General features: G+C 40.7%; 26 protein-coding genes and 1 pseudogene. 14 read left to right on the top strand and 13 right to left on the bottom strand.

Annotated features, from left to right (window positions below):
• The 5 genes from JZ787_RS01460 to JZ787_RS01440 form a co-directional block, all read left to right on the top strand.
• A partial coding sequence (locus JZ787_RS01460) for a YadA-like family protein (protein ID WP_346311481.1) occupies window positions 1-1,357 on the top strand: 1,357 nt, incomplete at its 5' end.
• A gap of 75 nt (window positions 1,358-1,432) precedes the next feature.
• Window positions 1,433-2,230: an OmpA family protein gene (locus JZ787_RS01455; protein ID WP_346311480.1), complete on the top strand. Its 798-nt coding sequence runs from the start codon at window positions 1,433-1,435 to the stop codon at window positions 2,228-2,230.
• Between the two features lie 612 nt (window positions 2,231-2,842).
• On the top strand, window positions 2,843-4,051 hold the full coding sequence (gene ubiH / locus JZ787_RS01450; protein ID WP_339400480.1) for a 2-octaprenyl-6-methoxyphenyl hydroxylase: 1,209 nt from the start codon (window positions 2,843-2,845) through the stop codon (window positions 4,049-4,051).
• Window positions 4,048-5,292 carry an FAD-dependent monooxygenase gene (locus tag JZ787_RS01445; protein WP_339400481.1) on the top strand — a complete coding sequence of 415 codons (1,245 nt, stop codon included), beginning with the start codon at window positions 4,048-4,050 and terminating at the stop codon, window positions 5,290-5,292. The genes ubiH and JZ787_RS01445 overlap by 4 nt, the downstream gene beginning before the upstream one ends.
• Before the next feature lie 175 nt (window positions 5,293-5,467).
• Window positions 5,468-5,719: a hypothetical protein gene (locus JZ787_RS01440; RefSeq protein ID WP_004694228.1), complete on the top strand. Its 252-nt coding sequence runs from the start codon at window positions 5,468-5,470 to the stop codon at window positions 5,717-5,719.
• 128 nt (window positions 5,720-5,847) lie between these two features.
• Here the strand turns inward: JZ787_RS01440 and JZ787_RS01435 are convergent, their stop codons facing one another.
• From JZ787_RS01435 to JZ787_RS01415, 5 genes are all read right to left on the bottom strand, one after another.
• Window positions 5,848-6,504, bottom strand: a complete 657-nt coding sequence (locus JZ787_RS01435; RefSeq protein WP_346311479.1) for a DUF2238 domain-containing protein — start codon at window positions 6,502-6,504, stop codon at window positions 5,848-5,850.
• A 96-nt stretch (window positions 6,505-6,600) separates the two neighbouring features.
• On the bottom strand, window positions 6,601-7,989 hold the full coding sequence (gene purB / locus JZ787_RS01430) for an adenylosuccinate lyase (RefSeq protein ID WP_078389641.1): 1,389 nt from the start codon (window positions 7,987-7,989) through the stop codon (window positions 6,601-6,603).
• A gap of 57 nt (window positions 7,990-8,046) precedes the next feature.
• Window positions 8,047-8,778 carry a high frequency lysogenization protein HflD gene (hflD, locus tag JZ787_RS01425; protein WP_004980842.1) on the bottom strand — a complete coding sequence of 244 codons (732 nt, stop codon included), beginning with the start codon at window positions 8,776-8,778 and terminating at the stop codon, window positions 8,047-8,049.
• Between the two features lie 13 nt (window positions 8,779-8,791).
• Complete coding sequence (gene mnmA / locus JZ787_RS01420) at window positions 8,792-9,925, bottom strand: tRNA 2-thiouridine(34) synthase MnmA (RefSeq protein WP_004694222.1); 1,134 nt, start codon at window positions 9,923-9,925, stop codon at window positions 8,792-8,794.
• A gap of 4 nt (window positions 9,926-9,929) precedes the next feature.
• The gene (locus JZ787_RS01415; RefSeq protein WP_346311478.1) at window positions 9,930-10,415 is read right to left on the bottom strand and encodes an NUDIX hydrolase; all 486 of its coding nucleotides are present in this window, start codon (window positions 10,413-10,415) and stop codon (window positions 9,930-9,932) included.
• A 144-nt stretch (window positions 10,416-10,559) separates the two neighbouring features.
• Here JZ787_RS01415 and JZ787_RS01410 point away from each other — a divergent pair.
• Window positions 10,560-10,742 (top strand): annotated as a pseudogene (locus JZ787_RS01410) (LysR substrate-binding domain-containing protein); the annotation flags it as partial.
• A 78-nt stretch (window positions 10,743-10,820) separates the two neighbouring features.
• On the opposite strand, the gene JZ787_RS01405 reads toward JZ787_RS01410, so the two are convergent.
• The 5 genes from JZ787_RS01405 to JZ787_RS01385 all read right to left on the bottom strand — a co-directional run bounded on the left by JZ787_RS01405 (window position 10,821) and on the right by JZ787_RS01385 (window position 14,507).
• On the bottom strand, window positions 10,821-11,357 hold the full coding sequence (locus tag JZ787_RS01405) for a gamma carbonic anhydrase family protein (RefSeq protein ID WP_010326341.1): 537 nt from the start codon (window positions 11,355-11,357) through the stop codon (window positions 10,821-10,823).
• 95 nt (window positions 11,358-11,452) lie between these two features.
• Window positions 11,453-12,601: a D-alanyl-D-alanine carboxypeptidase PBP5/6 gene (gene dacC / locus JZ787_RS01400; RefSeq protein ID WP_130235016.1), complete on the bottom strand. Its 1,149-nt coding sequence runs from the start codon at window positions 12,599-12,601 to the stop codon at window positions 11,453-11,455.
• A gap of 117 nt (window positions 12,602-12,718) precedes the next feature.
• Window positions 12,719-13,105, bottom strand: a complete 387-nt coding sequence (locus JZ787_RS01395) for a hypothetical protein (RefSeq protein ID WP_010326343.1) — start codon at window positions 13,103-13,105, stop codon at window positions 12,719-12,721.
• A 192-nt stretch (window positions 13,106-13,297) separates the two neighbouring features.
• Complete coding sequence (locus JZ787_RS01390; protein WP_010326344.1) at window positions 13,298-13,672, bottom strand: hypothetical protein; 375 nt, start codon at window positions 13,670-13,672, stop codon at window positions 13,298-13,300.
• A 313-nt stretch (window positions 13,673-13,985) separates the two neighbouring features.
• On the bottom strand, window positions 13,986-14,507 hold the full coding sequence (locus tag JZ787_RS01385; protein ID WP_346311477.1) for a MerR family transcriptional regulator: 522 nt from the start codon (window positions 14,505-14,507) through the stop codon (window positions 13,986-13,988).
• Between the two features lie 337 nt (window positions 14,508-14,844).
• Here JZ787_RS01385 and JZ787_RS01380 point away from each other — a divergent pair, with 337 nt between their 5' ends.
• A complete protein-coding gene (locus tag JZ787_RS01380) occupies window positions 14,845-15,609 on the top strand; it encodes a hypothetical protein (protein ID WP_346311476.1) in 765 nt (254 codons plus the stop codon).
• A gap of 184 nt (window positions 15,610-15,793) precedes the next feature.
• On the opposite strand, the gene JZ787_RS01375 is transcribed toward JZ787_RS01380, so the two are convergent.
• Together JZ787_RS01375 and JZ787_RS01370 are read right to left on the bottom strand one after the other, a co-directional pair.
• The gene (locus JZ787_RS01375; protein WP_346311475.1) at window positions 15,794-16,069 is read right to left on the bottom strand and encodes an antibiotic biosynthesis monooxygenase; all 276 of its coding nucleotides are present in this window, start codon (window positions 16,067-16,069) and stop codon (window positions 15,794-15,796) included.
• A gap of 8 nt (window positions 16,070-16,077) precedes the next feature.
• Window positions 16,078-17,232, bottom strand: a complete 1,155-nt coding sequence (locus JZ787_RS01370) for a catalase family protein (protein WP_346311474.1) — start codon at window positions 17,230-17,232, stop codon at window positions 16,078-16,080.
• A 246-nt stretch (window positions 17,233-17,478) separates the two neighbouring features.
• On the opposite strand from JZ787_RS01370, the gene JZ787_RS01365 reads away from it, so the two are divergent.
• The 4 genes from JZ787_RS01365 to JZ787_RS01350 all read left to right on the top strand — a co-directional run bounded on the left by JZ787_RS01365 (window position 17,479) and on the right by JZ787_RS01350 (window position 21,288).
• A complete protein-coding gene (locus tag JZ787_RS01365) occupies window positions 17,479-18,183 on the top strand; it encodes a DUF1003 domain-containing protein (RefSeq protein WP_346311473.1) in 705 nt (234 codons plus the stop codon).
• A gap of 337 nt (window positions 18,184-18,520) precedes the next feature.
• Window positions 18,521-19,291, top strand: coding sequence for a 5'/3'-nucleotidase SurE (gene surE / locus JZ787_RS01360; protein WP_058869283.1), 771 nt, complete (start codon window positions 18,521-18,523; stop codon window positions 19,289-19,291).
• 153 nt (window positions 19,292-19,444) lie between these two features.
• On the top strand, window positions 19,445-20,263 hold the full coding sequence (locus tag JZ787_RS01355) for a peptidoglycan DD-metalloendopeptidase family protein (RefSeq protein ID WP_333640396.1): 819 nt from the start codon (window positions 19,445-19,447) through the stop codon (window positions 20,261-20,263).
• Between the two features lie 95 nt (window positions 20,264-20,358).
• A complete protein-coding gene (locus JZ787_RS01350) occupies window positions 20,359-21,288 on the top strand; it encodes a LysR family transcriptional regulator (RefSeq protein WP_010326350.1) in 930 nt (309 codons plus the stop codon).
• A gap of 213 nt (window positions 21,289-21,501) precedes the next feature.
• Here the strand turns inward: JZ787_RS01350 and rsmI are convergent, their stop codons facing one another.
• Entirely contained in the window at window positions 21,502-22,347 is an 846-nt protein-coding gene (rsmI, locus tag JZ787_RS01345; protein WP_346311472.1) for a 16S rRNA (cytidine(1402)-2'-O)-methyltransferase, read from the bottom strand.
• Between the two features lie 333 nt (window positions 22,348-22,680).
• Here rsmI and JZ787_RS01340 point away from each other — a divergent pair, with 333 nt between their 5' ends.
• From JZ787_RS01340 to JZ787_RS01330, 3 genes are read left to right on the top strand one after another with little or no spacing between them, the layout of a single operon-like run.
• Window positions 22,681-23,088, top strand: a complete 408-nt coding sequence (locus tag JZ787_RS01340; RefSeq protein WP_005399780.1) for a YraN family protein — start codon at window positions 22,681-22,683, stop codon at window positions 23,086-23,088.
• Window positions 23,089-23,148: 60 nt separating this feature from the next.
• The gene (locus JZ787_RS01335) at window positions 23,149-23,832 is read left to right on the top strand and encodes a BON domain-containing protein (RefSeq protein ID WP_010326352.1); all 684 of its coding nucleotides are present in this window, start codon (window positions 23,149-23,151) and stop codon (window positions 23,830-23,832) included.
• Complete coding sequence (locus JZ787_RS01330; protein ID WP_218287979.1) at window positions 23,822-24,706, top strand: alpha/beta hydrolase; 885 nt, start codon at window positions 23,822-23,824, stop codon at window positions 24,704-24,706. Before JZ787_RS01335 ends, JZ787_RS01330 begins: the two co-directional genes overlap by 11 nt.
• Window positions 24,707-24,713 lie beyond the last annotated feature (7 nt).

Here is a 24,713-nt window from a genome sequence, read left to right as displayed (position 1 = left end):
TGCCGGCCTCAGCATTAAAGACGGTCCAAGCATTACGGCTCAGGGCATTGATGCAGGCAAGAAGAAAATCACCAATGTTGCCAATGGCGATATTAAGAGTACATCACAAGATGCAGTGAATGGCAGCCAGCTTCATAATACTGCAAACAGCATTAAAAACAGTATTGGTGGTAATACAACACTAAATGCTGATGGCGGTGTCACGACTTCTAATGTCGGTAATACGGGCAAGAACACCATTCATGATGCGATTGATTCAATTAATACTAAAGTAAACAATGCTAATCAAGGTTGGAATTTAACAGCAAATGGAGAAAATTCAAGTGCTGTTAAATCTGGTGACACTGTTGATTTTACAAACACTGATGGCAACATCCAAGTGAGTAAAAATGGTAATCAAATTAAGATGGATTTAGCTAAAGATCTTAATTTAGGTAAAGACGGCAGTATTCAAACTGGTGATACAACGGTCAATAATGATGGCTTAACCATCAAAGGTGGTCCAAGTGTAACCAAAGATGGTATCGATGCTGGAAGCAAGAAAGTTACAAATGTAGAAGATGGTACGATAGCCAAAGGTTCAAAAGATGCTGTGAATGGTGGTCAGTTACATGATGCGATTAATAATGTGAATAGCAATGTAACTAAAGCTAAAACTACAGTTTCAGAAGGCGACAACATTATTGTCAGCCAGTCTACCAATCAAGATGGTAGTACTAACTATAATGTTGCGACCAAGAAAGACGTCAACTTCGACTCTGTAAATACCAATAAAATTACTGTTGGCGATGTTTCTATAGATAAAGACACAGGCATCAATGCTGGTAATAAGAAGGTGAGTGGTGTGGCTGATGGATCTATTAGCAAAGATTCAAAAGATGCCATTAATGGATCTCAACTTCATACAAGTAATACTAATATTTATAATCACTTAGGTGGTGGCGCAAACTATGAAACCAATACCGGTCCGACTTATAACGTCGGTGGGGGTTCTCATAATAATGTGGGCGATGCTTTAAGTGCATTGAATAATCGCGACAATCAACTTGATCAAAAAATCACAAATTTAGGTGATCAACTAGAGCAAGTATTTACTAGCACAAATCAACGTATTGATAGTGTAGAAAAGCGTGCAAATGCTGGTATTGCTGCTGCTATGGCATTAGAAACAGCTCCTTATGTAGCAGGTAAGTGGACTTATGCAGCCGCTGCAGCTCATCATAGTGGTGAAAATGCGGTAGGTGTGACTTTAAGAAAAACTGCTGATAATGGACGTTGGTCATTAACTGGTGGTATTGCTGCTGCTTCTGAAGGCGATCCGAGTTTCCGTATCGGCGTCAGCGGTGTAATTGATTAATACATAATCGATGAAAACTAAGGAAGGCTATTTTCAGCCTTCCTTATATATTTAACTTTAGAGATTCAATGATTTATGAAAAAAATTGTTAAAAGCATCATCGGTGGTGTATTGCTTGTAACTACAATGTCAATTTATGCTGAGATTGAACCAGTACAAACCCAGCAAGAAGTGGTCTTTCCAGAAATTGAAAATAGTTATTTGAAACAAGTCCAACGTTATGAGTATGCAGATGTAGCGCGTTTAAGCACTGCTTTGACCAAGGATCAATTCCGTCATATTTTAGGAAATCCACATTTTAGTGAAGGGCTTTTCTTTGTTAAAAAATGGAATTATGTTTTAGATATCCGCAAGCCGAACACACAAGATTATAAGCGCTGCCAATTACGTATCGATTTTGACAAAAAAGGCTTATCTGAACGTTTAAGCTGGAAAGGTGAAGCTTGTGAAGAGCTTATGTTGCGTTCGGAAAATATAGCACCTGTTCCTGAGACTCAAATTGTTGATGAGACAGTTTCACAGCGAAATGCTAATGTCCTTTTTAACTTTGATCGTTTTGATGAGCAAGCTGTTATTGAAGGTCCTCAAACTCTGGAGGGTATAGCTACAAATATCAAAGCTACGGCATCTCAAAATCCTGTGGTAATTACAGGTTTTACTGACCGTTTAGGTAATGTCGGCTATAACCAGAAACTATCACAAAAGCGTGCCTCAACGGTTGCTGATTATTTAGTTAGATCAGGTATATCATCTGAGCGTATTCGTATCGAAGCAAAGGGTGTAACTGAAGAATATCAAAGCTGTGCAGTATCTGAACAGGTGGAAATGGTGCCATGCTTAACACCAAATCGACGTGTGAATATTAGTTGGTAAGCCCTATATAGGACCATATTTTAATTTAAGCATAGTGACGTTATTAAATTCTTTAATTGAAACCAAAAATTACCCCATCCTGTGATGGGGTAATTTTTTCTAGACTAATGAATCGCGCTATTCAAAAAAACGTACTGAAGAGAACAGCTTTAATATTCTATATAGCTATAAAGTCGCAATTAGTTACAGGACTATACAGCTAAGAGGGCTAGTTTTATTTTGTACTTCTTGAGCAAGAGCTCTACGGAAAATATAGCGGCCGGATTGCATAAAAATTGGAATATAGATGACTGATAACTCATCTCGTATGGTTAAATTTATGGCTCAAGATTTATGAGCTTTTATTAATATAGAAAACTTATAAAGGCTGGCCGTCTAAACTCTCATTAAATAAGCATCTGAAATATTGATTCAACATCAAATCTATTGTGTGAAATAAAAGTTTAAGAAACTGTCATCTGCATAACTTTGGCAACAGGGCCTTAGGGTGAAAGTACGTAAAAACATCCATTTCATTATAAAAAAGAAAATCTTTGATGTAATATAAAACCATTAAAACTTATAGGTATTTGAAGTTTTTTACTTTAGGTACGCCATAAAAAGGATAGAAGCATGCAACAAGAAGTCATCATAGTCGGTGGTGGTATGGTCGGACTGAGTCTGGCGTTGATGTTAGCCAAACAAAACATTGCGGTGAAACTTTTAGAGGCGATCAAATACCCAAATTATGATGATGTAAACCTTGCGCCATACCATTCTAGTTTTGATGCTAGAAACAGCGCCCTGTCTCGTCGTACTGTTCAAATTTACCAAGAACTGGGTTTATGGAGCGCGTTACAAGAACATGCAACGCCTATTTTAGAGGTGAATATCACCGAACAAGGTAGCTTTGGTAAGGCACGTCTCAAAGCAGAACAAGAAAAAGTCGAAAGCTTCGGTCAGGTTATAGAAAACGCATGGCTTGGTCGTGTACTACTGACGGAAGTTCAAAAACAACCATTCATCGAGCTGATTGATGGTGTACAAGTCACTAAACTGATCCAAGATGCCGATATGGCCTACATAGAAGCCAGTCGTGGAGAAGAACAACTGTCACTGCAAGCAAAAATCGTCATTGCTGCAGATGGGCGTGATTCATTCTGCCGTAAAGCCTTAGGAATAGGTGCTTCGGAGCATGATTACGATCAAGTTGCTATTGTGACCACGGTACAAACCTCAAAACCGCACAACCATGTGGGTTTTGAGCGTTTTAGTAGCTTAGGGCCATTGGCACTATTACCTCTTCCAGGTGAATACCGTCGTTCAGTGGTTTGGCCTGTGAAAAAAGGTACAGAAGGTGAATGGTTGGGCGATGAAAATGACCAGCATTTCTTAGATGCTTTGCAAGAAACCTATGGCGACCGTGCAGGGAAGTTTCAAAAAACAGGTAAGCGTTTTAGTTTTCCATTGTCACAAGTGCTAGCAGAAAAGCAGGCCGTAGGACGGGTGGTATTAATGGGTAATGCTGCGCATACCATTCACCCTGTTGCGGGGCAAGGTTTTAACTTGTGTATGCGAGATGCGCACGTTTTGGTCCGTTATTTAACGGAGCAAATTGCGCAAAATGCCGACTTGGGCGATGCTGAAATGTTACAAGCCTATGAGGCTTCACGTTTGACCGATCAACAACGTGTAATTAAGTTCTGTGATTCGGTGGTGCGAGGCTTTAGCAATAGCAATCCAATCTTAAAGTTTATTCGTAATACTGGTTTGGTCGCGTTTGATACGATTCCAGGCATTAAACCACTCGTTGCCAACTATGCTATGGGGCTAAAAGCATGAGTCATGTTCAAACTGATGTTTTAGATGTGGTGATTATTGGCGGTGGTTTGGTTGGTGGACTGACCGCCTTGCTTTTGGCACAAGGCGGTGTGCAAGCTACCGTATTGGATGCTGCACCTATTTTAGATGAACACAAGACCTTAAGTGTTGCAAACCCACGTGTCTTGGCACTCAGTCAAGCGACGATACACCTACTTAAAACCGTTGATGTTTGGGATAAAATTGCCCGCCAGATGCCGTATAGTGGCATGCAGGTGTGGAATAAAAATGGCTATGGTGAAATTAACTTTGGTCATGCGTCCAAGCAGGAACCACATGGCGAACAAGCCCTTGGTTCTATGGTTGAGCCAAGTTTGCTTAATTTAGCGATTCAACAGCAGATGCTTGCTGTACTCAACGATTACCGCACCCAAGTTAAAGTTGCGCGTGTCGAAGAAGGTGTTGGGATGTGGTATATCCATTTGGCCGATGGTACGGTGTTGAAAACCAAACTGGTGATTGGTGCTGATGGTGCAAACTCTTTTGTACGAGAACAAGCGTTTATCGATATCGATGTGCTGGATTACAAACAGGCTGGTTTAAGCTGTGCCATTCGTACAGCTCAGCCTCATCAACACGTTGCACGTCAGATTTTTTTAGAAACGGGGCCTTTGGCATTTTTACCAATGGCGAGTTTAAAACCAGAGCAAGCAGGGCATTGGCAGTCTATCGTATGGACGCTCCCCGATGATTATGCAGAAGAATATGCTGCACTTTCAGATGCTGAATTTACCCAGCTGTTAACGCGAGAAAGTCATCACATGTTAGGCGAAGTGTTGGAAGCGACACCGCGTGCCACTTTCCCACTCAAAGCACGTGCTGCACAGCAATATGTTAAAGCGGGCTTGGCTTTAATTGGTGATGCGGCTCATGTGATTCATCCCTTAGCAGGACAGGGGGTGAATATTGGTTGTCTTGATGCGGCTGTACTGTGTGATGTATTACTACATGATCTAGCACGTGGCGTGTGGGCACATGAGCAAACACTGAAGCGTTATGAACACCGCCGTAAAGGACAAAATGATGCAATGATGCATAGCATGTCTGCCATCGGTTGGATGGAAACCACACAACTCTTTCCTGTGGTATGGGCGCGAAACTTTGGTTTGAAACAAGTTGAAAAACTGCCTGTATTAAAAGATGCTTTTATGGCACAGGCCAATGGTTTAGGGTTGCTCAAAGAGACGCGTTATGCTGTGTAAGAAAGGAAGTGTTATTTTTTAGCCAGTCGTAAAATAAGATTACGATTTTGATTAAAAAAGATACGATTTTCCGTTGAATAAGACTATGCGAAAGGCTGAGAGCTTGTTAAATTTCAACATAATTGGAAACCAGTAATTCATGGGAACCTAAAATGTCATTTGTGGGGAGATTAAGATGACTGATTCAAATGATTATGATGATGTAGAAGACTCAGCAGTCGACGAAGACGAAGCTCAAGCAGCGGAAAAAGGCGCATCAGATTCTTCTGATAATGCTGCAAGTGATGGTGATGTTGCCGAAGCTGAAACACTGACGGTGACTGCAAAATTAAAACAACGTCAAGCACTTGAAGACGAAGTTGCGGCATTCCTTGCTCGCGGTGGCCGAATTACTGAAGTGCCAACAGATGAGTCTGCGAAAGACTAATAGAGTTAAAACACCACGCCTGACGTGGTGTTTTTTTTGTTTTTTAAACTGATGTACAAATCACTTGTGCTTGAATGAGTCCTGTATCGTCGTTAATTGTTGTGCTAGACGAATGGTAGGCAAAATGACTACTTTTTCAATAGACAGGCTATGCCTGTGATGATTGCACCAACTGTGGCTAAAAGCATGTCTTGGTGTGCGTCCCAAATATCACCTTGTTGCCCATTGTAATTTTCAGCATCTTCAGGCGATAAGCCCATCGCAATAAACCATTCAATCCATTCGTAAATGAGGCTACTTGCCATCACAAATTGAATGACCAGCAAGAATAGGGTGAGTTTAGAAAGTTGAGGCAGCCACACTTGAAACAGACGATAAAAGAACGGGTAGAGCAGCAGACCGTACGCTAAATGTACAAAGCGATCGTACATATTCCGTGTCCAACCTAAACTCTGGTTGAGGTCTAGGTTTAAATATTGGATTGACCATTCATTATAGGGTACATAAGAATATAGATAATGCGCACCGAGTATATGAATCAGCAAAAAACCGATATAAAGCATAAAGCTGATCAAGCTGAGCCCCAATTTATAAAGACAAATGATCAGCGTCACCAACATGAATACGGTTCCGACCTGATGCAAAATATAAGAGCTGAGTTCAAGGGGATGGATCGATGCGAAAGCAATGGCGACAGCAAGTACAGTGAGAGCAATCCAATGCGGCTTTTTCAGTTGATAGTCAATGTGAGCTTTCGGTGTTGTACTTTTCAGGATTGTCATCATTTTTATTGGTTTTTCAATTATGCGTATAGGAGATTCTTGTTTGCATTATAGATAAAAAAGCGAAGCCGAAGCTCCGCTTTTTTCAATTTCTAAAAATTAGATTTTAGAAATTAAGTCAGCAACTTGTTTCGCTTGTTCAGCTGCGTTACCTGTATAGGTTGCAGGCGTCATTTCCGCTAAACGTGCGCGGTCAGCAGCAGGGACAGCTTCAAGTTCATTACCATTGACGAAGTCAACCATCATGTCACGTGTCATGGCTTGACCACGTGTCAACGCTTTTAATTTTTCGTATGGTTTTTCAACGTTGTAACGACGCATTACGGTCTGAATTGGTTCAGCTAGAACTTCTTGCGCATTGTTCAAGTCTTCATCAATACGTGCAGCATTGAGTTCAAGTTTACCAATGCCTTTTGAACAAGCTTCAAAAGCAATCAAGCTTTGTGCAAAACCAACACCCATGTTACGTAGTACAGTTGAGTCTGTTAGGTCACGCTGCCAGCGCGAAATTGGAAGTTTTTCGCCAAGGTGCGCAAGCACTGCATTGGCTAAGCCTAAGTTGCCTTCTGAGTTTTCGAAGTCAATAGGGTTTACTTTGTGTGGCATCGTTGAAGAACCCACTTCGCCATCTTTGAGTTTTTGCTTGAAGAAACCAAGCGAGATATAACCCCAAACGTCACGGTTAAAGTCGATCAAAATTGTATTGAAACGACGTAAAGCATCAAACAGTTCCGCCATGTAGTCATGCGGCTCGATTTGAGTGGTGTACGGGTTAAAGCTTAGACCTAAAGACTCAACGAATGCTTGTGAGTGCGCAGGCCAGTTGATGTCTGGGTAAGCAGAAAGGTGAGCATTATAGTTACCTACCGCACCGTTAATTTTGCCTAAAAGCTCAACTTGTTTGAATTGTTTGATTTGGCGCGCAAGACGATAAGCTACGTTTGCCATTTCTTTACCCAAAGTGGTTGGGCTTGCCGTCTGACCATGTGTACGAGATAACATAGGTTGGTCAGCATGCTTTTCAGACAATGCCACGATTGAGTCAATGATTTGCTGCATAGATGCAACCAATACATCACGACCACTTTTCAACATTAATGCATGAGACAAGTTGTTGATGTCTTCAGAGGTACATGCAAAGTGAATGAATTCACCCGCATTTTTAAGCTCTTCGATGCCTTCAATTTTTTCTTTCAGGAAGTACTCAACGGCTTTGACATCATGGTTCGTGGTACGTTCGATGTCTTTAATACGGTTGGCATCGTTCTCAGAAAAGTCAGCAACAATTGCATCAAGTGCAGCATTGGTCTCAGCACTGAAAGCAGGCACTTCAGTGATTTCTGGACGGTTTGCAAGCGCTTGTAACCAACGCACTTCAACAGTCACACGAGCATGGATTAAACCAAACTCAGAGAGGAAAGGACGAAGCGCATCACATTTGCTAGCGTAGCGTCCATCTAATGGAGAAAGTGCGGTTAAAGCGTTCATAGCGATTCCTTAAACTTTGGAATTAAACGTAAAACTAAAAAGCTCGTCGATCATGTGTTAAATCACCTGATACTGTAAACGAGCGAGATCTTGAATATCTTTAAGCAACTTGCGTTTGCTAAATACCATGCCCCATGAACTTCCACCGAGCTGACGCCATAAATGTGCCATTTGTAAGCCAGTGAAGAGGGAAGCGCGAATGCGGTTGGTATGCGATGAATCTTTAAATGCTTCTGCATTACCCCGCACCATAATGCGTGGGTTAATTTGTCCCGCGGTGTCGACGTAGGTTTGAGCGAGGTTGGCAATGATGCTTGGATGTAAATAGTTATTATCGAAAAAAGAAAGCTGTCTTAAGATTTTTTGTTGGGACTGTTCAATAATTTCAACGAATTTGGGGTTGCTATACACTTTCTTTTCGAGTTGTAAGAGCGCCATGGCATAGGTCATGGGAAGTTTAGCAGTGGATAATTTAGGAATTCTAGTTTTGGGTGAGGTATTAAAGGGCTGGGTAATGCTACTTTCTAAGGTTTTTAGTCCTAAGGAGATGTCCGCCAGTTGATGAAAGAAGTCTAAAGTTTGTCCGCTTTGGTTGCCCTTCGGTCGGATATTTAAACTGGCTTTAATCAACTGCTCTAAATAGAAGTTACCGCTTTCCCCAATACTTTGTTGACCGCTCAATGCGGTCATATGCGTCAGTTGCGCGGACTGAAAAACAGCCGCCAACGCCAAAGCTCGGTTTTGGCGTTCGTTCAAAGTTTGAGGCTGTTGAAACGGTAACTCAGCCATGTCTTAAAATCCTTTAAATAAAATCAGGTTTAGGAGCATTGGTATGATGAATCACGCCGCCGCCTAAACAAACTTCACCTGAGTAGAATACGACACTCTGACCCGGCGTCACGGCACGTTGGGGCTCATCGAACTCAACACGTACGCCACCTGGGGTAGTCGGATCATTAAAGATCACACAATCTTGGTCATCTTGGCGATAGCGCGTCCGTGAGGTACAACGGAAACCTGTTTCAGGAATCTGCATTTCACCTGCGACCCAGTCAATCGTTTCACTCCAAAGCGCAGTACTTTGCATCAGTGGATGTTCATGACCTTGACCAATCACCAAGCGGTTGTTTTCAATATCTTTATGTAGAACGAACCATGCGCCTTCAGCCACACCTTTCAAACCACCAATACCAATACCACCGCGTTGACCGAGCGTATAGTACATTAAGCCGTGATGTTCACCAACCTCTTTGCCATCATCTAAGACGATTTTTCCAGCTTGTGCAGGCAAGTATTGTTTTAAGAAGTCATTAAAACGACGTTCACCAATAAAACAGATGCCCGTTGAGTCTTTTTTCTTCGCTGTGACTAAGTCATATTGTTCCGCAATTTTACGTACTTCAGGCTTTTCAATTTCCCCTACAGGGAACAACGTCTTATTAATTTCACGGCCATGCACAGCATGTAAGAAATAGGTCTGGTCTTTGTTTTTATCTAAACCACGCAGTAAAGGTGCATATTCCTCACCTTTAGAATTAGTCATGGTTTCGCCGCGACGTGCATAGTGACCAGTCGCAATAAAGTCTGCGCCCAGTTGCATGGCATGATCTAAGAACGCACGGAATTTGATTTCTTTATTACATAAAATATCTGGGTTTGGAGTACGGCCTGCAGCATATTCCGCTAAGAAATGCTCAAATACACGATCCCAATATTCCATAGCAAAGTTGGCGGTGTGTAGTTTAATCCCTAGTTTGTCACAGACCGCTTGAGCATCGGCTAAGTCTTCCATAGCTGTGCAGTATTCCGTGCCGTCGTCTTCTTCCCAGTTCTTCATGAAAAGACCTTCAACTTGATAACCTTGTTGAAGAAGAAGAGCAGCAGAAACAGATGAATCTACACCACCCGACATACCGACGATGACACGTTGTTGCATAGGACTAGGCATCCAAACTTGAAATAAGGGGAGAATTTTGGTGCTCATAAACGAGCGATAAAGGATATTTTTGACCCGCGAGTGCGTCTTGAACCGCTTTAATCACCAATGGACTACGTGCACGAGCCGTTTCGTGTAGTTCATCTAAAGTCATCCATACTGCACCCACGATACCTGTATCGAGTTCGGCGGTTGGATGGTGATGAAGTGACTGCGCTAAAAAGCAGAAACGATAATACGTGCGGTCTGGAAACATGGGTGGTGTATAGGTATAAATGCCCAATAACGCATCTATAGACACTTCATGTCCAGTTTCTTCCATAGTTTCACGAATGGCAGCTTCGATGAGTGTTTCACCTGATTCAACATGGCCTGCAGGTTGGTTAAATACAGTGTGTGTCACACCCGCAGTATGCTCTTCTACAAATAGAAATTTTCCGTCTTTTTCAACAATAGTTGCGACGGTGACGTGAGCTGTCCAAGCGGTCATGTAAAAGCACCATGGGGTAAAAGGAGTATTCTACAAAATTTAGGCGGTGGTGGCTATGTTATGGATATAAAATTAGTAGCTTAGTTCCACGCTTTTGGTATCTTCTTCATCCGCTAGGCTATACAGGTATTGTGGTGGGCGTGGATTGCCAAGTTACCAGAGCTGATTATTCATAATGATTTAAAAGAAGGCCGTTTGGTCAAAGTGATTCCAAACTGGGAGCCAAAACCCGAACTGATTCATCTGGCTTATACGTCTCGACGTGGTTTATTACCATCGGTAAAAGCGCTAATTGATTTTTTAGTGACAGCGTTTGAGAAGGATTAATCCGCAGATTCAGCATTTTTGAAGGTGATGCTTGTTATTTGATCTGATATGAAAAGGGGAGCAAAATGCTCCCAATGATCATGGCTCTAAATAATGTCCCGATACTTTGACATAGTTTTGTGCTGAATATGGTAAGAATGCTAATTCTGTTTCTGTCAGAAGGCGAACTTTTTTGGCAGGACTACCGACATATAAATAGCCACTTTCAAGCACTTTACCTGGGGGAACCAGTGTTCCTGCACCAATCATAACATCGTCAGGAATGATGACATCGTCCAAAACAATGCTATTGATACCAATCAAAACACGGTTGCCGATGGTACAGCCATGTAAGGTGACATGGTGACCAATGGTGACATCTTCACCAATGATTAAAGGCGAGCCATTTGGTTTGTCCGCTTTTTTATGACTAACATGCAGCATTGCATGGTCTTGTACATTCGAGTTTTTACCAATCCGAATATGGTTTACATCACCCCGAATTACGGCAAAAGGCCATACAGAAACATTTTCAGCCAAGATGACATCACCAATCACTACCGACATTTCATCGATATAGCAGTTGTTGCCAAGCTGTGGCGTGCTGTTCAAATAAGGGCGAATATTTTTAGCCATGTTGGTGTTCTGCTTTTATGTAGGTGTCCATTATAAAATAAAAAAGCACCCAGACCGAGGTGTGGATGCTTTAACTTAAGTCTAAATGTTGCTGCTTAGAATAAGTTTGAGAAGAATTGTTTGATGTGGTCAAGCATACGTGCAAAGAAACCTGCTTCTTCAACATCTTTTAGCGCCACAAGTGGTTTTTCAGCAATCACTTTACCATCAAGGCTTGCTACATATTTACCAACCACTTGTCCTTTTTTCAACGGTGCAGTCAGTTTTGGTTGAACCACCAGTTGTGTTTTGATTGCGTTGGCCTGGCCTTTCGGCATCGTTACGTTGAAGGTTTCAGCTAAACCAATTTGTACGTCATTTTCTTTACCAAACCATACTTTTGATTTTGCTAAAACTTGGTTCGCAGCTTGAACATTTTTGGTTTCAAAGTTTGCATAACCCCACGCTAAAATTTCACGTGTTTGCGTTGCGCGTTCTTGCATGCTTGGCGCACCAAAAATCACAGAAATCAAACGCATTGGGCCACGTTTAGCCGAAGTTGTTAAGCAATAACCCGCTTCGTCAGTATGACCAGTTTTTAAACCATCGACACTTGGGTCAGTATAAAGCAGGGCATTACGGTTGCCTTGTTTGATACCGTTAAAGGTAAATTCTTTTTCAGAATAAATCGGATAATATTTTGAACTGTCGTGAATGATGTGCTGTGCAAGCGTTGCCATGTCTTTAGCGGTCGAGTAGTGACCTTCAGCAGGCATGCCTGTTGAGTTCATGAAGCTGGTATTGGTCATGCCGATACGTTTTGCTTCAGTGTTCATCATGTGAACGAAAGTGCCTTCGTTCCCAGCAATGTGCTCAGCCATAGCTTTAGATGCATCATTACCCGATTGAATGATAATGCCGCGTAACATCTCTAATGCAGTCGCAGTACCATTTAATGGCACATACATACATGATTCCGAACTACTACCACGACACCAAGCAGACTCGTTCATCCGAACTTTTTCATCTTCGGTGAGTTCGCCCGCCAACAACTTTTGCTCAATAATGAAACTCGTCATCATTTTTGTCATTGACGCTGGTGCTAATTTTTCATTTTCATTTTTAGATGCGAGGATTTGCCCAGTCTCATAATCCATCAGCACATATGATTTATTATTTAGTTCTGGTGGTGAGGATAAGACAGTTGCTGCAAATGAAATGCTTGGTACGAGTAATGCCGCAGCAAGGGCGCTTTTTTGAATCATTCTAAGGGGTTCCGATTTCTTTAGTATAAGCACGAGAGCTTTGCATTTTAGGACAAAGTTCTGCCGACTTCTACGGTAGAAATCGGCTTATTTCAAAGATATTGTAACCAATTGGTATTATTTGCTGTAAGTGCTCAATTCTTTACAAATTTCTTGGTTTTTTGCTTTGCCTGCTTTTTTCGCATCGGATTGAGCTTCGGCTAAAATAGGCTTGAATTTTTTCTCTTTGCTAAGGCTTTTAAGGTATTCAGTCGGATTTTTCTGTTGCGGTAGATACTCTTTAGCCAAAGCGTTGTAGCCATTTTCAAACTGACTCTGGTCTGAAACGAGACTTGGACAAACTTCTGATAGGACATAAATTGCAGCCAACTCTTGCTGCGTCACTTGTTGCAGTGGAGTTACTTCAATATTTTCGTCTTTATTGGCTGCATGAGCCGAACCGATGGCAATTAAAGAAGAACCACAAACTGCCAAAATCACTTTTTTCATTACATTTAAATTCATTCTAAACCCTAAGTGCATACATGTTGTTGCCATAATAGGATGAGCTTAAACAAATTTTAAGTAAATGTAAGCGCAAAAATGTATAGAAGCTGTTGAAGTCGCTTCATCGTTTTTACATTTTTCAGTCCAATAAAAAAGGATGAATAACCCCATTATTCATCCTTTCTTTACGATATAGATGTATAACTTGAATTAACCTTCAAAGTTTACAACGTCATCACATACTGACTTTTGTTCTGCTTTGTCAGTACCCTTTGCATCTGTACGAGCTTCTTTCAGAATCGACTGGTATTCGCTGTCTGACTGTAATTTTGCATAGGTCATCGACTTATCTGAGTAGTCTTGTAAATAGGTTTGAATTAAAGTTTGAATGTTGCTTTCAATTTTAGGGCCTTGACCCACCAAAGCAGGGCAAAATTCGGTCATGACTTGCGCTGCTGCAATATCTTCTTTCACGATGGTGTTGGCTTCTTCTGTGCTTAATCCCTCTAGTGCAAAAGCAGATTGAGAAATCATGATAGCCATGCCTAATCCGAAGAAATTACGTAATGTTAAGCTTTTAATCATTTTTAAAATCACATATTTATGGTGGATGCGGAGACTCAATATATATATTTTCAGTTAGAATTCAATGAAAAGTTCTGACCAGTCATTTTTTAATAAAGTTTTTTGTTTTGGACCTTTTAATCGCCAATGATCATCCTAACGACTTCTAATCTTCAGTTTTGGCGGTCTTTAGGATGAGCTGCTTGTTGGTGCAGGAATCATATTTAGGGATAAAAAATACTTACGATAGGTAAGCAGTGAATCCACAATAGCCCTTAGATGAGAACTATTGGGTTTGATGTTCAAATGTTCAAATATTGAGAGCTAAAAAGCACTATAAGCTTCGAATAGCTGTAATTTCATCTTGTGTCATGTCGAGTGACTCTAAGAATTTTTGATGCTCCTCAGGTTCCATCTCTTCAAATTTTTGATGCCACTTTATCATATCTTCTTTTGATAAACCTGCTGCGATCATAATCTCTACCCATTTAGCTTTATTCACGAACTTTTCCTTTAATAAAATGGACTTTTTCAATAACTCAATGATGGCTTTTTGATGAGCTCTTAAGTTATTGATCTCTTGTTCCAATGCACGAAAATGATTTTCCAAGATCTGCCCTTGGGATATGCTAAGTGGTTCTAAAAGCAAACGAATATCTGAAATGGATAGTCCGTAAGAACGGTAAGAGATGATGCTTTTAAGATGCTCAATTTCACTTTCACCGTACCACCGGTATCCATTTTCAGCGATTAAGCTTGGTTTTAATAAACCCTGTTTCTCATAATAGAGAATAGTCGTTCTGGATAAACCGAGTTTTTTCGCTAAGCGAGATACAGTAAGCATAGTTTCCATCATTCGTTGATTGTTCCATTAAGCTGAACCCTTTACTTATAGACGGGTCAATCAGGTGAATTCAAAAATATCGCAAATTAAATTGGTGCGAATAGAACATTTGCTATGGCTTATTTTAAAGCTGTCTTTACGGGTAGCGAGTGACAACATGAGCTTAGCTGTTTAACTCAGCTCAGCTTGGTTTTAAGTCGATTTAGAAAGCGAATGAAAAGTCTATAGATGTTGTGGTGTTGAAAGTCATAAACAGCCTCTATGGGCGAGGTCTTTGAAATTTAAGATTGGTTTCAGTTGTGAGCACTATTATTCAGCATAGACAAATGAATAAGGTTTGGTGCGTATCATGACTGAGGAAAAAACACTGCATGAGGTGCTGAGCAAAGTACCTGAAGTCACTTTGCTGTTTTGGATTATTAAAATTGCGGCAACAACACTGGGTGAAACAGCGGGGGATGCCTTATCCATGTCGCTTAATCTGGGATATATCGTAAGTACGGGTATCTTCGCCGTTATTTTTGCAATATTCGTTGCAGCACAGATTAAGGCCAAAAAATATAATGCATTTTTTTATTGGTCTACAATTATTGCAACAACAACTCTAGGGACAACTATAGCGGACTATGTTGATCGTACCTTAGGACTGGGCTATTTAGGTGGCAGTCTAATCTTATTTGGTTTACTTATTTTATCTTTATTGGCATGGTACTACAGCAGCGGGTCAATTGCGGTACAAAGTATTCAATCTTCTAAAAGTGAAGCGTTTTATTGGCTGACCATCATGTTTTCCCAAACATTGGGCACAGCGCTAGGGGATTGGACAGCAGATACGCAAGGGCTGGGATATACCAGTGCAGCACTTATCTTTGGCGGTTTACTTTTATTGCTGACGATGCTTTATATGTGGACCAAAATCTCTAGAACTTTCTTATTTTGGGCTGCATTTGTACTCACGCGTCCATTAGGTGCCGTATTGGGGGATTTCCTAGATAAGCCCATTAGTCACGGAGGGTTGGATCTGAGTCGATTTGGCGCATCCTTTGTTCTATGTGCTTTTATCGTCTTTTGTTTGGTGGCTTTTAAACCCAAAGCAGCAGCGACCGCTCACTAAATAAGATATCAGGTTGAGCATCTGCTCAATTCATGATGATCCATACAAAAACCGCTATTCTTCATTGTGTTTTTTAGTGCAGAACATTTTTAAATTTTATGATCTGAATAGAGAGAGCTTTCATTTGAGGGCTATTTCAAGTTTTAGTCATAGACCTGTCATTTTATAGCTAGAAACTTAAACCTTATTCACCCTCAGATATTTTGTACTGCCGTTTAATGTTTTGCGTTTTCACTCCCCAAATGGACGAGGCCGTTCTACTTTGGTGATACTTAAAACTTTTCATGCTAGCAAACACTTCTTGTACCTCCCAAATAAAAGGGTCATGGCATTCCTTGACCTCAAAAGAAATGCAACCTTCTTCTTGATGAGTTAATTCAATATGTTCTGGAAGGAGTTCTATCACCATACGGACTTCTTCTTTAGACATACAGATTAATAGGCCATTGAGTTTAACCATAGGACTCCTTATTGATCTCCGACATTGTTAGCGTTGGTTTTTTTAGCCGAATTCATCTCATGTCTGACGCGACTAATCTGGTCATATATGACTTTGCGCATTCGGTTTATCGCACCCAGTGGTTTATGTTCAGCTAATGCATGCCATGGTGTAAAGGATAGATTTTCACAAAACTTATTTTGCTCAGGGGTATCAAAAACTTGCTGAGGAATACGAATAGTGGCCACCTTATAGAAAGGAGCTTGGTCTTCTTTCCATTCCGTCATCGAGTCTTCAACAGACATTGAGCTGGATGTCCGAGGTTGTACTAAAAACTCCATACAAGCATCACGATCTTGTAAGGTCGTTCGAAGTGCCGCTCTTAAAAAGTCCTTTTGAGGAGTAGCTGGAATCGGGCTAACAACGCTTGAACATGCACGAGCAGAGTACTTTACTGCTTGACGATGCGTGCCGACTCCTAATTGATAGGGCACCATGGACCAGTATCTGGTTTGCAAAGGATTTGAAATTTTATTTCTAGTATTTAAGGCAATCCAAGTCCCTTTCGCTCCTAATGCAAAAGGGACATGCAGTTTTTTTAGAAATCGATCGCTATTGATATCTTGCATAAATGATAGATAACGAGCAGGGTCATTGGCAAAGAATACAGGGTGATTGATCATAATGAAGTCTTGCGTAGCCGCAGGTTCATCTAAAAGGTTTTTCTCTGGCACGGCTAAAAGTTTGATTGCCATGCCACGTGCATCTTTTTTTATATCCGCCTGTTTTGCATTACTCGATCCATTCGAAAAACGAATCCACGCTTGATAAGTTTTTCCCGGAATAAAAACACCATGGGCCATGTTTTGAGGCAATGTCTCATTTATCTTAAATTCTGCGCGTACGCAACCATGTGCTTTAGGATGTGCATCACGTAGCGCGATATCTGTGGAATATTGTTTTCGGATCGTCATTTCAATGATGTTCGCGATTTCTTTAGCCGTGGCGGCCTCATTCGGATAAAGACTTTCATTTAGACCATGATCTACATCTGGGTATATAAAATCTTTAGGAGAAGTCAACATTACAGGTGGTGTATTCGCTTCTACGTTAGCGGTGATACCTGTGAGCAATATGGCTTGAAAAAGTAGACCTAAACGCATAGGTTTTGTGGAGTTAGGCATTGATTGTCTCCTTGCTCTAAAGCTGGATTTTTTAATTTTTAGCCTGATGATATGAACTTGTTTAGCCTTATTTAATACACAGAATCATGATTATATCTGTGGCATTTTTTTATTCCTGGCTACTGTCTAGAAAAATCTTAATGAGGGGCTACTCTGAGAGGTGATGAAAATTTGACATTGGTTTAAAATTTATTCGATGATGTTTATCTCCCCTAAAACTTATAATGATTATAAAAGAGAACGAGCATGAGCGAAAAAAATCAATGTCATGAATGTTTAGTCTGTGGGCAGAAACTCCTCATTAAAAACCTCATTCCTATGGGGGCAATACGAAAATCTATTACTGAAGAAATTTCACATGATTTTCCAGAATGGTCGCCTCAAAGTTATATATGCCAAGCAGACTTAACCAAATATCGAATTCAGTATGTTCATTCACTGTTAAAGTCTGAAAAGGGCGAAGTGACTGATCTTGAATATGAGGTGATTAAAAGTTTGCAACAACATGAAGTGATCACCAAAAATGTTGAAAATCAGTTGGATCAAAATTGGACTTTAGGGGAAAGGCTGGCAGATAAAATTGCGACCTTTGGCGGTAGTTGGGCTTTTCTCATGTGCTTTGCGACTTTCCTAGCCATTTGGATTATTGTTAATACAGTGGTCATGGTCACGCATCCTGCCGATCCATATCCCTTTATTTTATTAAATTTAATTTTATCCTGTATTGCAGCGATTCAAGCTCCTGTGATTATGATGAGCCAAAATAGACAGGAAGCCAAAGACAGATTGCGTTCGCAAAACGACTATAAAATTAATTTAAAGGCAGAGCTAGAAATTCAACATTTAAATGAAAAACTAGATCATCTGTTGATGCATCAGTGGAATAGGTTAGCCCAAATACAAGAAATACAACTGGATTTGTTATCCGAAATGAGTAAAAAACGCGAATAAATTGGCTTAATATCAAAACACTTAAAAGCACTTTCTGTAATAGAACGTATGCTTAGCTTCTTCTGTTTTTAGGCTCTCTCTTTTTTTGCACTCTGCTCATGCAAGATTAAAGTACTCACCTAGATCAATGATTTCATCTTTTCAGATTGCCTGATCTCAATGTATAGTCTTTCTGTATCGAGGACTCTATAGCTTTTCTTTTAGCTTTAACGATTTAGTTTTTTTTAAGCTACCCGTAAATCTACCTGTTTTAATTGCAGATTAAAAAGACGAAGACGAGTGCAAAATAGATGTATAAGGCTTTTACCGACTCATATAGATTTAAGAAGATCCATCAGTGAATATTTTAATAGCCAATGACGATGGTGTTTTTGCACCAGGTATTCAAGCGCTCGCACATGCTTTACGTCCATTAGGTCGCGTGGTGATTGTTGCACCTGAAAGTGAACGCAGTGGTTTTTCCAGTGCTTTGACTTTAGATCGCCCCTTACGTCCAATCGAAATTGCACCCGACATGTGGGCAGTCAATGGCACACCCGCGGACTGCGTCTATTTGTCCATGAATGGCTTATTTGACTTTGAGTTTGATCTGGTTGTGAGTGGCATCAATAGCGGGGCAAACTTGGGTGATGATGTACTCTACTCAGGTACAGTTGGAGCAGCATTTGAAGGGCGTCTAATGAAACAGCCAGCCATTGCGGTATCACTTGCGGGCCCTGAAGTGCGTTCGTACAATCGTCCAGAAGATTATCATCATGCTGCACAGTGGGTGCATGACTTTGTGAAACAAGGTTTGCCAGCACTGCCACCACGCCATATTTTAAATATTAATATTCCAGATGTCGCTGAGTTACAGGGCGCTAAAATTACTTATCAAGGACGTCGTCGTCAGTCTAAGCCGATTACCAGTCATGTTGACCCACGTGGTCGTCAAGTGTACTGGATTGGGCTTGCAGGTGAAGCTGTGGCAGAACCGAAAAGAGGCTATGATGAGGTGGAGTCAGACTTTTTCGCCGTGGCGAATGGTTTTGTCAGTATTACGCCTATTCAGATGGATGCAACCAACTATGAAGTTTTGCATGCATTACAAGGGCAAATAAGTGCTTAAAAGGCACTACAGCTGAGCAATACAGGGAGTGTATTCAGCTGTTTGTTATAACTTTGTGAAAATACGCGCAGAGATACTATTTTCACATACTTTTTTGCTAATCTTAGCGCAAATTAAACTGATTATTTTTTGTATTTTTAGAGAGTAAGATAAATGTCTGTGTTGTCTCAAATTCGTTTCATTGCAATTCCTACAGCACTACTGAAAACTGTCGTGTTATCCACAGCTGTAGTTTCAACTGTTATTTTGAGTGGTTGTGCTTCTAAACCACAGGTTAACAATGCAACACGTTTTGCGAAAGCACCAGACTATTATACAGTTCGTTCAGGCGATACGCTGAGCGGTATTGCAACTCGTTATGGGCTGAGTTATACCTCTGTTGCAGACATGAATGATATTGCTGCGCCGTATCGTATTTATGTGGGGCAGTCATTACGTTTAAAAGGTTCGGGTAGCCCACGAACAACTACGACGCAACCTATTACACAAACGGCTCCAATTCAACGTCAAAATATTGGTCTCCCGAGTCAAAATACGACCACCACAACCACAACAACTCCTGCTAAAGTACCGACCGCACCTGTTGTGAGCTCGAAAAGTTCAACTTTACGTTGGGTAAAACCAAGTAATGGCGCTGTTTTGCAAGGTTATAATTTAGCAAATAATGTGAAAGGTATTCGCTATGCTGGTAACCAAGGTGATCCAATTTATGCAGCAGCAGATGGCCAAGTGGTGTATGCAGCAGACGGATTGAAAGAATATGGAAACTTAATTTTGATTAAGCATATTGATGGTTATATCACAGCATATGCACACAACAGTGCAATGAATGTGAAGAGCGGTCAAAATGTGACGGCAGGACAGAAAATTGCGGAAATGGGCTCCACAGGTGCAACACGTACCATGTTAGAGTTCCAAGTACGCTTAGATGGCAAGCCAATCAATCCGACTATAGTTTTACCATTAAATTAAAAAATCTGGATGCAACGCAAAAAATTCACCGTATAATACAATGAGTTGTTTTTATCAAATAGATGAAAACTTCTCATGAATCCAGAGAGAATTTTATGTTAGATCAACTACGGGCAATGGGTGTTTTTGCTTGTGTTGTTGAAAAGAGTTCATTTAGTGGTGCCGCGCGTGAGTTAGGCATCACTACAAGTGCTGTGAGTCAGCAAATTCGTTCTTTAGAGCAAGAGATGGAAGTTGTTCTTTTACATCGCTCAACAAGAAAGTTGAATTTAACTGAAGCAGGCCAGGCTTTTTTCCACAGCTGTCAAGAAATGCTCGCCGCTGCTGAACGTGGCAAAATACGTATCAATGAATTGCGCGATGATCTCGTGGGTGAGCTGCGAATAGCTACTACGCCAGAGTTAGGGGCCAATCATGTGATTCCTGCTTTGTCGCATTGGATGTCTGCACATCGCGGATTATCTATTCATATTGAAGCAGATAATCATTATGTGGATTTGATGAATGGGCGAATTGATATTGCCTTAAGAATGAGTCCAACGGTTGACGATCAAAGCGTACATGTCGTGCCATTGGCGCGCGTGGAACAGATTTTGGTTGCTTCACCAAGCTATTTGAATCAGTCTGCACCAATTTCACGACCTGAAGATTTGAAAAATCATGATCTTATTCCGATCACGATTATGAAGAACAATCATGATTTTGATTTTAAAAATGTGGTGACAGGTGATGCGGTTAAACTTGAGATGAAATCAAGAGTAGCCAGTAATAATATTTTAGTGACAAAGACTTTATGCCAACATGGGCATGGGGTTGCACGTATTTTATATTTGGATGTGCAAAAAGAATTGGTTAACGGTTCTTTAGTGGAAGTTCTTCCAGAGTGGAAGCTCCCTAACTTTACGCTATATGCCATCATTTCAAAGCATGAACAACAGCCGATGAAGATCCATCGTTGTCTGGATGCCTTGAAACAATACTTTTGCCAACTACCCGGCGGTCGTATTTACCAAGAAGCAAGCTAATTCGATAGAGATTGTAACTGACGATCAGTCAACCCATACACATGCTTATAAATTTTAAATGACATAACTACATAATTTGAGTTAAGCGGTTCACATGGAACCGCTTAACACGGAGAGCAGCAGAGAAAGGCCAAAGCACTTATGTCTGTTGCTCTTTATTTTTTTCCTTCAAAAAAAAGCAATACTTTTATTTCAAGCTCAAGCTATCGAAGCCTATTCAGCCTGATCTTGTGTTAATTCTAAAGCACGTTGGTAAGCAATTTTCTTTTTGATGCCGGTCAAATCAGCCGCTAACTGTGATGCAGCTTTCACTGACAAATCTTGTAAGAGACGTGTTAAAAGCTGGTCGAGTTTTTCTTGTGCCATATCTTTTTCAGTGGTCGCGCCACCAACAACCAATACAATCTCACCTTTTTGTTGATGATGATCGTTTGCAATAAATTCAACCAACTCACCTAAAGTCATCTTCTTGATGGTTTCAAAGGTTTTGGTAATTTCACGGGCAAAACCGACAGGGCGGTCAGCACCAAAGACTTTAGCCATGTCACTGACACTGTCTAAAATACGATGTGGTGCCTCATAAAAAATTAGGGTTTGCGTTTCCTCTTTGAGTTTTTCCAAACTTGCCAGTCGTTGGGTTTGTTTAGAAGACAAAAAACCTTCAAAGCTGAAACGATCACTTGGTAAGCCCACTGAGCTTAAAGCGGCAATGGCAGCACATGCGCCCGGTACAGGGATTACGCGGATATTATGCTCTTGTGCTGCACGAACCAATTTAAAACCTGGATCACTGATAAGAGGCGTTCCTGCATCACTGATAAGTGCCATATCTTCACCTTTCAACAAACGCTGAATAAGGATGTCAATTTTGTTGCTTTCGTTATGATCGTGGCATGCAGTAAGTGGAGTTTGAATATTAAAGTGTTTCAGTAATTGTGCTGAAGTTCGTGTATCCTCAGCAGCAATGATTTTGACTGATTTTAGTACATCAATTGCGCGGTAAGTCATGTCATCTAAGTGCCCAATAGGGGTTGCGACTACAAATAACTGGGCACTCATGGGTTTTCTCCGCGCTGCAAAATAATAAAATGATAGGTTGGTTTGAGTGCTTTGATGCATTCAACTGATACCACGATAAGCATTCTACCTGAATTGTCCGTCGTGGCGTGAGTTAGAATATTGTCGGCGATGGATTTGCAGGAGTCGGGAAGACATTCGATTGAAATCTAAACGCCAAGAAGGCTTTAAAACGTAGAATGAAATGAATTGTTTGGTTCGAGAGACTCACAGCAGTGGTTTTAAACATCAAGACGTGAGATTTTTGATCGAAATTGAGTTTTTCGAAATGTGATGATTAAAAAAATAAAAAACGAAATGGGGGAATATAAAGAGATGAAGCTGGGACAATGGGCAGAGCAACAAGCTTTGACTGTGCTAGAAGAACAGGGTTATGTTCATGTGCAGTCCAATTATCATTCGCGCTTTGGTGAAATTGATCTGATTGTACAAAAAGGGCAGGAATTGGTTTTTGTTGAGGTCAAAGCACGTTCAAAAACGCGTTTTGCGCAGGCTATTGAAACAATTTCCTATTCAAAACAACGCAAAATAGCAAAAACGGCCATGTTATTTTTACAAGATCATCCACATTTCCAGCAATATTATTGCCGCTTTGATGTGATTTGTTTTGATTTTTTTAAAGAAATTGCAAAAACCATACAGCAAGATTTTTCAAAATTCACTTATGATCAGCAATGGATAGAAAATGCTTTTACTTTTGATCAAGACTTTATTAATCTTTGAACAAAATCAAAGCTGAAATGCTGAATTAAAATAGTTTGAAAAGTTGAGGAGTCTTGCTGAGTGTTCAATCGTATTGCAATGACCGTATTATGCGTCGCAAGTTTATCTGGATGTGCAAGTTTCATTTCGGGTGGGACAGGAACAGCCGCTGTAGGAACAGAAAGCGGTGCACGTTCATTAGGGCAGGTCTTTATTGACTCTTCAATTGAGCGTACTGCAAAAATTAACTTATATAAATTGGACAGTCGTTTTAAACAGTCACGCGTCAATATCGAAAGTTTTCATGGCAATGTCTTATTAACAGGACAAGTACCCGATCAACACTTACGTCAATTGGCTGAAGACAATGTACGTGCGATGTCGGATGTCAAAACCGTGCATAACTACATTACAGTTGGAAACCAAATTAGTTATAGCACCATCATGCAAGACACCTCAGTTACAGCAAATACACGTGGCTTGATCATGAAAGCTGCAGTTGTTTCAGATGCGAAAGTGCGTATTCACACCGAAGATGGCGTGTTATATGTGATGGGACGTTTAAATGGTGCTGAAATTACCGATTTAAACCAAGTGTTACAGCAAGTGGGGAATGTGACTAAAATTATCACACTGGTGGATAATATAGAGCAACAGACGCAAACGACCAGTGCATTTGCATCACCAATGATTAATTCAACACCGACAGAGCAAACGCCTGTTGCGATAGACCCAGACCAAGTTGAGCCAAATAATGTTCAATAAGCTTCAGCCTTTTGTTCAAAGACTGAATCATTCGGTAGAGTATGCAAGATTACTCTATCGTGACTTTCGTATTTATGATGTCGGTAGTTATGCCCTTAACCGTTTAACACCGCGTAAGGGTTATTCGGTCCAAGAAAATGTAGCCTATGGGTTACGTGCGCGACATCGTTTAGATTTGTTTCGTACACAAACACCGCGTGAACACCGTCCTCTGATTGTATTTGTGCATGGTGGCGCATGGATGCATGGTGATAAAAAAGATTATCGTTTTATTGGTGAAGCCTTTGCCAAAGAGGGCTTTGATGTGGCTGTAATTAACTACCACTTGGCGCCTGAGCATATTTTTCCTGCCTCTATTGATGATCTCAGCTTGGCTTTAAATTATCTCAATGTGCATCAGCTTAAATATCAAATTTCAACGGAAAAAGTGGTGTTGATGGGGCATTCTGCGGGCGCGTTTAATGTGATGTCTGCGCTCTATCATCCGAAGCCATATGAAATACAATGCCGCAGTCAAATTACTGCTATTATTGGTTTGGCAGGCCCTTATCATTTTGACTATAAAGGTGATCCAATTTGTGCGGATGCTTTTGATCAGAACAGACCTTATCAAGAAGTGATGCCATATTATTTCGTCGAGTCGAATAGGGTTAAACATTATCTGTTGGTTGCTGAGAATGATGATGTTGTTGGGTTAAGCAATGCTGTTGATTTGGATCGTAGGTTGAAAGAAAAAGGCAACTACAGTCAACTTTGGACGGTGCCACGCATTGGTCATATTTCAATGATTGGTTCAGTATCGAGTTTGTTTAGTCGTTACTTCACGACCAAGCAAAAAATTATGCAGGCGCTCGAGGATGCGCTTAAGCACTAATTAGGTT

The organism is Acinetobacter sp. BWR-L5 (genome assembly GCF_039655985.1).
GTDB classification, from domain to species: Bacteria; Pseudomonadota; Gammaproteobacteria; order Pseudomonadales; family Moraxellaceae; genus Acinetobacter; species Acinetobacter johnsonii.
Note: the sequence above shows the minus strand (reverse complement) of the source record. Positions and strands in the feature narration are given on the sequence as shown.